9 protein-coding genes and 1 pseudogene are annotated in these 12,294 nt (G+C 66.1%); 5 read left to right on the forward strand and 5 right to left on the reverse strand.

Translation table 11 applies throughout. The features are described from left to right. Positions 1–5: 5 nt before the first annotated feature. On the forward strand, positions 6–725 hold the full coding sequence (locus tag ACE10X_RS04580; protein WP_038384905.1) for a GntR family transcriptional regulator: 720 nt from the start codon (positions 6–8) through the stop codon (positions 723–725). 53 nt (positions 726–778) lie between these two features. On the opposite strand, the gene atzF is transcribed toward ACE10X_RS04580, so the two are convergent. Then, positions 779–2,608 (reverse strand): allophanate hydrolase, encoded by a 1,830-nt coding sequence (gene atzF / locus ACE10X_RS04585; protein WP_375764567.1) that lies wholly within the window; start codon positions 2,606–2,608, stop codon positions 779–781. 194 nt (positions 2,609–2,802) lie between these two features. Continuing rightward, positions 2,803–3,282: a MarR family winged helix-turn-helix transcriptional regulator gene (locus tag ACE10X_RS04590; RefSeq protein ID WP_051003005.1), complete on the reverse strand. Its 480-nt coding sequence runs from the start codon at positions 3,280–3,282 to the stop codon at positions 2,803–2,805. A gap of 221 nt (positions 3,283–3,503) precedes the next feature. Here ACE10X_RS04590 and ACE10X_RS04595 point away from each other — a divergent pair, with 221 nt between their 5' ends. Continuing rightward, positions 3,504–5,366: a feruloyl-CoA synthase gene (locus tag ACE10X_RS04595; RefSeq protein ID WP_375764052.1), complete on the forward strand. Its 1,863-nt coding sequence runs from the start codon at positions 3,504–3,506 to the stop codon at positions 5,364–5,366. Positions 5,367–5,803: 437 nt separating this feature from the next. On the opposite strand, the gene ACE10X_RS04600 is transcribed toward ACE10X_RS04595, so the two are convergent. After that, a complete protein-coding gene (locus tag ACE10X_RS04600) occupies positions 5,804–6,328 on the reverse strand; it encodes a MarR family winged helix-turn-helix transcriptional regulator (RefSeq protein ID WP_028340491.1) in 525 nt (174 codons plus the stop codon). Between the two features lie 82 nt (positions 6,329–6,410). On the opposite strand from ACE10X_RS04600, the gene ACE10X_RS04605 reads away from it, so the two are divergent. After that, on the forward strand, positions 6,411–7,613 hold the full coding sequence (locus tag ACE10X_RS04605) for a cytochrome P450 (protein WP_038384903.1): 1,203 nt from the start codon (positions 6,411–6,413) through the stop codon (positions 7,611–7,613). 53 nt (positions 7,614–7,666) lie between these two features. After that, positions 7,667–8,893: an ABC transporter substrate-binding protein gene (locus ACE10X_RS04610; protein WP_038384902.1), complete on the forward strand. Its 1,227-nt coding sequence runs from the start codon at positions 7,667–7,669 to the stop codon at positions 8,891–8,893. Positions 8,894–9,210: 317 nt separating this feature from the next. Here ACE10X_RS04610 and ACE10X_RS04615 read toward each other — a convergent pair. After that, positions 9,211–10,326 (reverse strand): annotated as a pseudogene (locus tag ACE10X_RS04615) (integrase core domain-containing protein); the annotation flags it as partial. Between the two features lie 148 nt (positions 10,327–10,474). Then, the gene (locus ACE10X_RS04620; RefSeq protein WP_375764053.1) at positions 10,475–11,128 is read right to left on the reverse strand and encodes an isochorismatase family protein; all 654 of its coding nucleotides are present in this window, start codon (positions 11,126–11,128) and stop codon (positions 10,475–10,477) included. A gap of 149 nt (positions 11,129–11,277) precedes the next feature. Between ACE10X_RS04620 and ACE10X_RS04625 the strand changes: the two genes are divergently transcribed. Further along, entirely contained in the window at positions 11,278–12,228 is a 951-nt protein-coding gene (locus ACE10X_RS04625) for a helix-turn-helix domain-containing protein (protein ID WP_038384894.1), read from the forward strand. Positions 12,229–12,294: the final 66 nt, after the last annotated feature.

Raw genomic sequence — 12,294 nt, forward strand, 5'->3', positions numbered from 1 at the left:
CGAGGATGAGCCTGGACGATCTGCCGCAGGGCGCAGAATCCGAGATGACGGTGCGCCGCATCGATCGGCCGTCGTCGCTGGTCGACAAGGTCACCCGCGCCGAAGAGCTGCGGCTGCAACTCGCCGACGAGATCGTGCGCGGCACGCTGCCGCCGGGGGCCGGGCTCGACGAGACCGACCTTGCGCGGCGATTCAACGTCTCGCGCACCCCGGTGCGCGAAGCGCTGCGGCAGCTTGCCGCCAGCGGCCTGATCGATGCCCGCGCGCATCGCGGCGCCGTGGTGGCGCGGCCCTCGCTTGAACGGCTCACCGGCATGTTCGAGGCGATGGCCGAGCTGGAGGCGATCTGCGCCGGCCTTGCCGCCGAGCGGATGACGCCGGCGGAGCGCCACGCGCTGGAAGCGATCCACGAGGAATTGCGGGTGCTGAGCTATACCGGCAATCCCGAGCGCTTCCACGAGGTCAATGAGCGCTTCCACAACGCAATCTATGCCGGCTCGCAGAACGCCTATATTGCCGAGATCACGCTGGCGACGCGGGTGCGCGTGCAGCCGTTCCGCCGCGCCCAGTTCCGCAATCTCGGGCGTCTGGCAAAATCCCACGCCGAGCACGACCGCGTCGTCGTCGCCATCATGCGCGGCGACAAGACAGGCGCCGCCGCGGCGATGCGCGCCCATATCGAGCAGGTGCGCGGGGAATACGAGACCTATGCGGTGTCGGTGTAGCTTCTTCTTACCTCGCCCCGCTTGCAGGGCGAGGGAGCGCACCGCCTGAGCGGCTAGGCCTTCGCCCTTTCCGCCATGAACGCCCGCCAGCCGCCATAGGTGGAAATATCCGTCGCGCCATGGATCGCGGCAGGCTCGACGATGAAGCCCTTGGCCTGCCGTCCGTCGGCGAGCCTGATCGTGCCGATCGACAGCGGCGGCGGGATCGCGGCGACGAATTTTCCGAATGCGGCCGGTGACATCGCCCACAGCTCGAGCTTGATCGATGCGCCCGCACCGGCCTCGATGCGCAGCAGGCCGGGCTTGGGCGGCGTGGTGTCGAGTGCATACAGCCTGTAGTCCGGCGCGGTGACCGTCTCTTCCAGCAGGCGCGCATCGAGCATCGTCAGCTCGTGGTTCAGCGCCATGCCGGAGAGATGCGCGCCGACCACCGCGATGGTGATCTCACCGGAGCCGGCCTGCATCGGCGCGGCGGCGAGCGGCGGCTGCGGAAGTGAATTGGCGCCGAGGGGAAGTTCGGTGTCGGCATGGAAGACGCGGCCGATGCCGGCAAGCGCAGCGTCGCGGCCGGCGGGGGCGAGCAGCGTGATGCCGAACGGCGCGCCGTCGGGCCGCATCGCGGCCGGCAGCGCCAGGCCGCACATGTCGAGCAGGTTGACGAAATTGGTGTAGGTGCCGAGCCGCGAGTTGAGCTCGATCGGATTGGCGAGCACATCAGCGGTGGAATAGACGGTCGGGGCGGTCGGCAGCATGATCGCATCAAGGTGTGCGAGGCTGCGCTCGGCAACGCGGCGCAGCGCCTCGAGGCGGTACAGCGCAGAAAAAGTATCGGCGGCGGTGGGGCGCGATCCGCCGACGGTGATCTCGCGCGTCACCGGATGGACCGCCTCGGGTGACGACGCCAACAGGTCGCGGATCACGAGATAGCGCTCCGCGACCCACGGGCCCTCATAGAGCAGCCGTGCGGTCTCGTAGAACGGCGCGAGGTCGAACTCGACGAGAGCGGCGCCGAGCGCCTGCCAGCGCTTGCACGCCTCGCCATAGGCCTTCTCGGCCTCATGATCGCCGAAGAATTTCAGCTGGCCGGTTTGGGGAATGCCGAGCTTCAGCTTCGCCGGAAAGCTCGCCAGCGGGGCCAGCGGCCGGTCGCGCGAGTACGGATCGGCGTCATCCGGCCCGGCCATCACGGCAAGCGCGGCCAGCGCGTCGTCGGCGGTGAGCGAGAAGATCGAGACGCAGTCGAGCGTCCGGCACGCCGGCACGACGCCGGTGGTCGAGATCAGGCCGAGGCTCGGCTTGAGCCCGACGATGTTGTTGAGCATCGCCGGGACGCGGCCGCTGCCCGCGGTATCGGTGCCGAGCGCAAGCGGCACCAGTCCTGCGGACACCGCGACGGCGGAGCCCGAGCTCGATCCGCCCGGCACCAGATCGCCGCGCACCGGATTCCTGGGAATGCCGTAGGGCGAGCGCACGCCGACCAGACCGGTGGCGAACTGGTCGAGATTGGTCTTGCCGATGATGATGGCGCCGGCCGCACGCAGTTTTGCCACTGCGGTGGAGTCCTGTGCGGGCACATACGAGAACGCCGGGCAGGCGGCGGTGGTCGGCAGTCCCGCGACGTCGATATTGTCCTTGACCGCGACCGGCACGCCGTAGAGCGGCAACGTCGGATCGGCGGGCCGCCCGGCCTCGGCAAGCGCACCCTTCTCGTCGCGCAGGCTGATGAAGATGGCGGGATCATTGTGCTCGCGGATGCGCTGGTAGCTGCGCGCCACGGTTTGGGCCGGCGTCATGGTCCCGGCGCGGTGCGCGGCGACGATCGCGGCGACAGTTTCAGTCACGTGCTTGGCCTCATCTCGTGAGCGGGAGGCGTCGGATGCCATCCGCAAGGGAATTACAGCCTGAGCGAAGCAAGCAATATGCCATTGTGTACAATTCGCCCGCGCCCGTCGCGAGATGGATTATTACACAATATCAGTTGCTTGAAATGCCTGTCGGAACGAACGCGGGCTCGCATGAGAGAGCGCCTGCCCAATTTGGAGGCAGGTCTGATCAAGCCGAAATCTCGGTCGAAAGGTCAGGTGAAGCAGGCGAGGATCCGCAGCAGCTGTTCGCGGTTTTCCTTGCCGATCTTCTCGGCGACATGCCGCTCATGCTCGGCGGCGAGCCGCTTGAACTGCGCCAGCGCGGTCTTGCCGCGCGCGGTCAAATGCAGCGCGTGGGAGCGGCGGTCGGTCGCGGAGGGGACGCGGCTGACGAAGGCGCGTTCTTCCAGGCTGTCGAGCAAATGCACCAGCCGCGCGCGTTCGATCCCGAGCCGCTTTGCCACCGCCATCTGGCTGAGACCCGGATTGGCCCCGATGACGGTCATTACCGAATACTGGGTTGGGCGGATATCGACCGTCGCCAGCGTCTTGATGAAGTCCTGAAAGATCCAGAGCTGGAAGCGCCGCACCGCATAGCCGGCGTGACCGACCAGCGCGTCGAGGCCGATGTCGTTGCCGGCGTCGCCGTTGGGCGTGCCGCTATTTGCTCCATGCGACCGGGGGCGGCGCATTGCGGCTGCCGTTCCTGCCGCCTTGCGCGATGTCTTTTGCTGGCCTGCCATGACCGCAAGGCTAGCGCGCCCAAGGCGGGAGGGAAAGATTGTTGTTGACGACAACAATTGATGTCCGCAACATTATCACCAAAGAGCCCGGCCGGGACCGCGGCGCCGCACCATGTTGCGGCGCGATCCCGATGAGACAAGGGTGACAAGACTTGGGCGAGGAGGAAACCATGACGATGGCCGCCGCCAGCGGAGACAATCCGAGCAGCCTGTTCGCGACGCCCGCGATCGTTGCGGATCGCCGCAACGACGGCAGCATCCTGGTCCGCTCCACTACGCCGCTGAAGCAAGGCGCCCGCTGCGTCGGGGACTGGCTGGAGCATTGGGCGCGGCAGGCGCCGGATCGCATCTTTCTCGGCGAGCGCGCCAATGCCGACGCGCCCTGGAACACCGTCAGCTATCGCGACGCGCTCGCCACGGTGCGGCGGGCCGCATCGTGGGTCCTCGCGCAGGGGCTGAGCCCGGAACGGCCGCTCGTCATCCTCTCCGACAACGGCATCGATCACGCGTTGTTTGCGCTCGCCGCGCAGCATGTCGGCGTGCCCTCGGCCGCGATCTCGCCGGCCTACTCCTTGATGTCGAAAGATTTCGACAAGTTGAAGAGCATGATCGAGGTGCTCGACCCCGGCGCGATCTATGTCACGAGCACAAGGCCGTTCGCGGCGGCGCTTGGCGCAATCAAGCCGCTGCATCGCGCAACCATCGTCAGCGGCAATCCCGACGATGCCGACGCTTTGCCGTTCCGCACCGTCGCTGCCACGCCGGAAGCGCCCGGGGTCGCCAAGGCGTTCGCGGCGGTGACGGCGGACACGATCGCAAAATTCCTGTTCACCTCAGGTTCGACGGGGACGCCGAAGGCCGTGATCAACACCCAGCGCATGCTGACCTCGAGCCAGCAGGCCAAGGCGCAGACCTGGACGTTCCTGGAGCAGTCGCGCGATGATCTGGTCATCCTGGACTGGCTGCCCTGGAGTCACACCTTCGGCGCCAACCACAATTTCAACCTGGTGCTGCGCAACGGCGGCACGCTCTATATCGACGGCGGCAAGCCGGCGCCCGGCCTGTTCGCGACCTCGCTCGCCAACTTGCGCAGCGTGGTGCCGACGGTCTATTTCAACGTGCCGCGCGGCTTCGACATGCTGATCGCGGCGCTGCGCACCGACGACGAACTGCGCAGAAAATTCTTCGAGGGCACCAAATTCGCCTTCTATGCCGGCGCCGCGCTGCCGCAGAATCTGTGGGACGCGCTGGAGGAATTGTCGCTGCAGACCGTCGGCCGCCGGCTGCCGATGGTGTCGGCGTGGGGTTCGACCGAGACCTCGCCGCTCGCGACCGATTGCCACTTCCTGGCAAAACGCTCCGGCAATATCGGCGTGCCGATCCCCGGGACCGAGCTCAAGCTCGTGCCGTCGGGCGACAAGCTCGAGGTCCGCGTGCGCGGGCCCAACGTCACGCCGGGCTACTGGAAGGCGCCCGAGCTGACCGCTGAGGCCTTCGATGCCGAGGGTTTTTACAAGATCGGCGACGCCGTCACCTTCGCAGATCCCGTAAGGCCCGATCTCGGCCTGTTCTTCGACGGCCGCGTGGCGGAGGACTTCAAGCTCAATTCCGGCACCTGGGTCAGCGTCGGCACCTTGCGCGTCGCCGGCATCGCGGCGCTGGCGCCGCTCGCGCAGGACATCGTCGTCACCGGCCATGGCCGCGATGAGGTGCGCTTCCTGGTGTTTCCGAACCTCGCCGCCTGCCGTTCGCTGGCAGGCCTGCCCGAGAGCGCCGATGCGAGCGAGGTGATCGGCCATCCGGCGGTCCGTTCCGCGATCGGGCAGGGGCTGGCACGGCTCAAGGCGCAAGGCGGCCATTCCTCCGGCCATGCCACCCGGGCGCTGCTGCTGGCCGAGCCCGCCTCGGTCGATGGCGGGGAGATCACCGACAAGGGTTACATCAACCAGCGCGCCGTGCTGACGCGCCGCGCCGCAGCGGTGGCGGTATTGGAGGACGACGGGTCGGGTGAGGCGATCCGCTGCGCGGGCTGAGATTGGGGGTAGAAAAGGCGGACGTAAGGAAGGCACCAGCGGAAGGGTTCCCTCCCCCCTTGCGGGGGAGGCTAGGGAGAGGGGTACCGCACGGCGTGCTCTCAATATTCGTACTTTGACGACGAAAGCCCCGACGTTGCGAAGCGACGTTCCCCTCGATCATCTCACCCGGGGGGGAGGGAGCTTGGGCGGCGTGCTCACCTGACTTGATGGCCGCGCCACATCGCTTTGCTTGCGACCGACGACGCAGTGCATCACGGATTTTTAGTTGCCAGAGCAACTAAGCTGTGCGAATTTCCACCCCAATCGGGACAGGGACGGTCAACGGCCACGCGTTTGGGAGGAGAATGTTGCGCAGCACGGCGCGAGCGGCACGCATGGAGGATCGGGCGAAGACCGTGGCGGCGGCGGGCGCCGCCCGTGGCCTGGTTTCGCCGTCAGGTCGTGCTTTGCCCGGTGACGGCGCCGAGATTCTCGTGCAGCCGGCGCAGCAGCTCGATCAGCACCTCGCGCTCGTCCTTTTTCAGGCACGCCAGCAGCCGCCGCTCGCGCTCCAGCGCCGCGACGATCACCTTGTCGTGGATGGCGCGGCCGCGCGCGGTCAGCGTGATCGAATGGGTGCGGCCGTCGTCCGGCGCGGTGCGGATAGTCAGCAGGCCGCGCTTCTGCAATGCCGCGAGGTTGCGGCTGACCGGCCCCTTGTCGAAGCCGATCACCTGGCAGATCCGGGAAGCGGGAATGCCCGGCTCGATCGCCAGTTGCGAGATGATCCGCCACTCGGTGACGTTGACGCCGAAATTCTTCTGGTAAAACGCGGTGGCGCTGTTCGACAGCTTGTTGCCGATGAAGGTGATGAACGCCGGCACATAGCGATCAAGGTCCAGCAGCGGGCCGTCGCTGGCGTCTGCGGGATCGGCCGGTCTCGGCCGGCGGGGCTTTCGGGGGAGGGGCTGGCTGCTCATCTCTCAAATCATCGCTGCGAAACCGTTCGGGAGCAATAGATATGCGGCCCGTGTTGACAAGATCAAACCTCGGGAGGTCCCGATGACTGCAACAGAAGCTGCGTCCGTCCCGCATCTCGACGTCGATCCGTTCGCGCTCGAGTTCTTCGCCGATCCATTCCCGACCCATGAGCGGCTGCGCGAGGCCGGGCCGGTGGTCTATCTCGACAAGTGGAATGTCTATGGCGTGGCGCGCTACGCCGAGGTCCATGCGGTGCTGAACGATCCCGCGACCTTCTGCTCCAGCCGCGGCGTCGGCCTCAGCGACTTTTCCAAGGAGAAGCCGTGGCGGCCGCCGAGCCTGATCCTGGAGGCCGACCCGCCCGCCCATACCCGGACCCGCGCCGTGCTGAGCACGGTGTTGTCGGCGACCGTGATGAAGCAGCTTCGTGGGCAATTTGCCGCCGCCGCGGAGGCCTGTCTCGACGCGCTGCTGGAGAAGCGCAGGTTCGACGCGATCGCGGACCTTGCGGAAGCCTATCCGTTGTCGATCTTCCCGGATGCGCTCGGCCTGAGGCCGGAGGGCCGCGAGCATCTGTTGCCCTATGCCAGTCTGGTGTTCAACGCCTTCGGCCCGCCGAACGAGCTCCGCAAGGAGGCGATCGAGCGCTCGGCGCCGCATCAGGCCTATGTTGCCGAGCAATGCCAGCGCGACAATCTCACCCCTGATGGCATCGGTGCCTGCATTCACGCCCATGTCGATAGCGGCGCCATTACCGCGACCGAAGCGCCGCTGCTGGTGCGCTCGCTGCTGTCGGCCGGTCTCGACACGACCGTCAACGGCATCGGCGCCGCGGTCTACTGCCTCGCCCGCTTCCCCGAACAGTTCCAGAAACTGCGCAACGATCCGACGCTGGCGCGCAACGCTTTCGAGGAAGCCGTGCGGTTCGAAAGTCCGGTCCAGACTTTCTTCCGTACCACGACGCGCGACGTCGAGCTCAGTGGGGCCAGCATCGGCGAAGGCGAGAAGGTGCTGATGTTCCTCGCCGCGGCCAATCGTGATCCGCGCCGCTGGGAAGCGCCCGACAGCTACGACATCACCCGTCGTACGTCGGGTCACGTCGGCTACGGTTCGGGCATCCATATGTGCGTCGGCCAGCTCGTCGCCCGTCTCGAAGGCGAGGTGATGATGGCGGCGCTGGCGCGTCGTGTCGCCAGGATCGACATCACCGGCGAGCCGAAGCGCCTTTTCAACAACACGCTGCGCGGGCTCAGCAGCCTGCCGGTCGAGATCACGCCGGCCTGACGAGACGCTCAAGACCAGCAAAAGGTCGATTGAGGAAACATGGGAGGGAGACGATGAGGGGCTTCGGGGTTGGGCGATTTAGGATTGGGCTTGCGCTGGCATTGGCCTGCGTTGCGGGCAGCGTACGCGCGGAGATTTCCGGCGACGTGGTGCGCCTCGGCGTGCTCAACGACATTTCCGGCATCTTCCAGGACACCAACGGCATGGGTTCGGTGGAAGCCGCGCGCATGGCCGCGGAGGATTTCGGCGGCGGCGGCAAGGGCATCAAGGTCGAGATCGTCTATGCCGATCACCAGAACAAGGCCGATGTGGGATCTGCGATCGCGCGCAAATGGCTCGATGTCGAAGGCGTCGATGCCATCGTCGACGTGCCGAACTCGGCGGTCGGGCTCGCCATCAACACCATCCTGCGCGATAGCCGGATGACGTTCCTGGCGTCGTCGACCGCGAGCTCCGATCTCACCGGCAAGGCCTGCTCGCCGAACACCATTCAATGGGTCAATGACGCCTGGGCGACCGGCAACACCACCGCGGCCGCGATGATGCAGCGCGGTGGCAAGGATTGGTATTTTGTGACCGTGGATTATGCGCTCGGCAAAGGCATTGAAGCCGAGGCGACGAACTACATCGAGAAGCACGGCGGCAAGGTTTTGGGCTCGAGCAAGCATCCGCTCGGCACGTCGGACTTCGCGTCCTTCCTGCTCCAGGCGCAGAGCTCGAAAGCAAAAGTGATCGGGCTCGCCAATGCCGGCGGCGACACCATCAATGCGGTGAAGCAGGCGGCCGAGTTCGGCATCCAGCAGGGCGGCCAGACCATGGTGGCGTTCCTGCTGTTCGTGAACGACATCCACGGCATGGGCCTGAAGGTCGCGCAGGGCCTGCAGCTGCTCGAAGCCTTCTACTGGGACATGAACGACGACACCCGCGCGTTCGCAAAACGCTTTGCCGCGCGTCCCGGCATGAACGGCAAGATGCCGAGCGGCAACCAGGCCGGCGTCTATGCCTCGACGCTCGCCTACCTCAACGCGGTTGCCGCCACCGGCAGCGACGACGCCAAGGCGGTGGTGCCGCAGATGAAGACCTTCAAGGGCAAGGACAAGCTGTTCGGTGACACCACGATCCGCCAGGACGGCCGCGTCATCCATCCGATGTATCTGTTCGAGGTGAAGAAGCCGGAGGAGTCGAAGTACCCCTACGACTATTACAAGCTGATCGCGACCATCCCGGCCGACCAGGCGTTCCGCCCGCTGGCCGACGGCGGATGTTCGCTGGTGAAGTGAGCCGCGCGCCGCGAACACCGCTGCGCCCCCTCTCCCCTTGTGGGAGAGGGTTGGGGTGAGGGGTATCTCTCCATGCGGCGTGCTGCGCGGAGAGACCGCGACCCCTCACCCGGATCGCATTTCGCTTCGCTTCATGCGTGAGCAACCGGCAACATAGGTAACAGTTCAGACCGACAACATAGGTAACACAATTCTCGTTTCGTTCAGGTCTGTTGTTGTTGAGGCTGTGGACCCTGAGGGCAACGGGCAGCGTTGTCCTCAAGTCCACAGCCGCTTGCTTTGCGTCTCGGCCTGCGAAGTTGGTCACCGCGGCGAGCGATCGTGCCGAGCACGATCGGGCCATAGCTGACGGTCCAGCCGTCGTGGTCCTCGGCCAAGCCGACGGGCTCACCGATCAGCGCTTCGCTGATGTAAATCGTGTTGCCCAGCCACTTGATCTCTCCGTTCTGCCGGACCGAACGGACCTCCTGATCGTCAGCGTATTCCGGCTCGCGCAAGACACCGTGGAAGCGGCGCGAGGAGGCTTGGTAACGGTCGGCTGGCGTGGCGTTGTCGAGCGACTGGTGCGGGCGCTCTTCGTTGTAGAGATACTGGAAGCTGTGCAAGCGCTTAAGCTGCTCGCGCATGGTGGGAGCCGGCGGGCTGGCGACGTCTTGCAGCAGGGTCAGATGCATGCGCTCATGGCGGCCGTTCTGCTGAGGTTTGCCCGGTGCAATGCGCTCCGGCGTCACGCCGGCTTTGATCAGCTTCACCGACAGCCGCGACAATCCTCCAGCGCCGCGCGAGGCAAACGGCGAGCCGTTATCCGAGCGCATGTAATGCGGCAACCCAAATTCGCGGAACGCCGCGTCCAGCACGGGCCAGACATGATCCGTGTCGGTGCGCGCCAAAACCTGGCAGCGCAGCAGGTAGCGGCTATAGGCATCGGTGATCGTCAGCGGCTCGCAGCGCATGCCGTCCCCGGTCAGGAACCAGCCCTTGAAGTCGATGCACCAAGTATCGTTGGCTGCATCGCAACCGGCAAAGGGCGCGCTCGAGGGCGGGCTGCGTCGGCGCAGCTTGCGCTTCACCGTCAGGCCTTCACGATCGAACAGCTCGCCGATCGTGCTTGCCGCGGGCCATGCCGTCCGAGGTGACTTCCGTTCGAGAAAGGCCAGCACCTTGATCGGCCCCCAGGTCGGATGCGCCCGACGCACTTCAAGGCAGCGCTCGGCAATCTTTTCCGCAACGCTTTGCGGACGATGCAAAGGAGCTCGTGGACGATCGAACAGTCCGGCCGCGCCTTCTTCCTCGAACCGCGCAAGCCATTTGTAGCCCACCCGACGGCTCACTCCGAATCGCCGACACACCGCCGCAAATGACTCCTCGTGCTTTTGCGCCGCCACCACAAACCGCATCCGCTCATCCACAGCACAGGTCTCCATCCACCCCATCGGCAAGCTCCTCCTCGCCGATCAGTTGACCTGTTACCCATGTCGCCGGTCTATTCTGTTACCTATCTAGCCGGTTAGGACCTGCGTTCCGGCCTCTCCCACAAGGGGAGAGGCGGACCGAATGTGCGGCGCGCTGTTCGTGAACTCGCTACGCCGCCTTCGGGCTCGCGACCTTCACCCGCGCCAGCATCTCGGCCGCAGTCATCACATGCGCGGTTGAGAATGCGAGGATCGTCAGCGTGGCGCGATGCACCTCCTCGGCGGACAGCGTGCCCTGGCCGACGTCCGGATAATCGAACGTGCCCGTCGCGTCCGACAGGAAGACGACCTTGTAATTGTGGAACATGGCGTCGCGCGCGGTGGCGTGGCAGCAGTTCTCGGTCGTGGTCCCCGAGATGATCACCGTGGTGATGCCCCATTCGCGCAGGATGAGATCGAGATCGGTGGCGAAGAACGCGCTGTAGCGGTGCTTCTTGATGACGTGCTCGCCGGGGGCGGGCGCGAGGTCGTTGAAGATCTCGACGCCCTCGGTGCCGTCGACCAGGGACGACCGGTCGGCGATCGGCGAATAGAGATCGTCATAGAGCCCCATGTCGCTGCCGTCGCGGCGATGCACATGCGCGGTGTAGACGACGCGGATGCCCTTGTCGCGGCAGGCCTTCAGGGTCTGCGCCAGCCGCGGCACCATGGCGGCGGCCTGCGCCGAACGCAGCTTGGCGCCCTCGGCCACGAAATCGTTCTGCATGTCGACGACGATCATGACGGTGCGGGCGGGATCGATGATTTCGCATTGGTAGCCCATGTGGTGTCTCCTCTCCTGGTCGGAGACGTTTTCTACACCGGCCGCAGCGGCCGTTCTTGGCTGCGCCGGCCAGCCGCTGGTCTCTGCTTGCCAGAATGGGGGGCTGGACGCAGAATATCTTGCTGCCGGGTTGGCGGGAGCAAGGTCCGATGCAGACCCCAGATCACACAGTCGTCGCGCAAACGCTTGTTGCGCCGGGTGACAGTTTCGACCGCTGGCATCACGTCACCTGCCGCGAATTCTCGCTGACCGAATGCCGCCGCGTCGCCGACGAGGCGTTCCAGGCATCGATCTCGATCCGCCATCTCGGCCCGCTTGCCATCAACGACATCTGGTCTTCGACGCCGGCCGCCGACCGCATCCGGGTGATGCGCAGTGCGAGCGACGTCCGCAGGGATCCGCGCGACTATTTCATGCTGTGGCTCACGCTGCGCGGCGAGGTCAGCTTTGCACAAGGCGGCCGCGATGTGCGCATGCGCCGGGGCGATCTGATGCTCCATGACCAGGCGCAGCCGTTCACGCTCGAATTCGCCCCGAGCGCGCGCGCGATCATGGTGTCGATCCCGCGGCCGCTGCTGCTCGCACGCCTGCCGGATGCGCAGCGGCTGACGGCGCGGCGGGTCGGCAACGCGTCGAAAGTGGGAGCGCTGGCGGGATCGCTGATCCGCCGCCTGACGCGGCTCGACGATGCGGCCGGACCTGCGGCGATACGGCTAGGCGCGGCGGCACTCGATATTTTCGCGACCACGCTGCAGACCGAGCTGACGGACGAAGGGCCACAGCGCGGCGACGAACGGCTGGTGCGGGTCAAGGCCTACATGCTGGCCAATCTCGACGATCCCGGGCTCGATCTCGATGCGATCGCCACCGCACAGAACATGGCGCCGCGCACGCTCAATCGCCTGTTCGCGCGCGAAGGCTCGACGCCGATCCGCTGGCTGTGGCAGCAGCGCCTCGCCGGCGCCTATCAGGCGCTGGCCGAGCGGCGCTTCAGCCATGTCACCGATGTTGCGCTGAGCTTCGGCTTCAGCGACGTCTCGCATTTCAGCCGCGCCTTCAAGGCCGCGTTCGGCCGCTCGCCGCATCAGGTGATGGGGTGAGAATGCGTACAGCGCTGAGAGGCTAAGACAGATTGTTATCCGTCATCCTGAGGTGCGAGCCTAGCG

Source organism: Bradyrhizobium sp. Pha-3 (assembly GCF_042258325.1).
GTDB classification, from domain to species: Bacteria; Pseudomonadota; Alphaproteobacteria; order Rhizobiales; family Xanthobacteraceae; genus Bradyrhizobium; species Bradyrhizobium elkanii.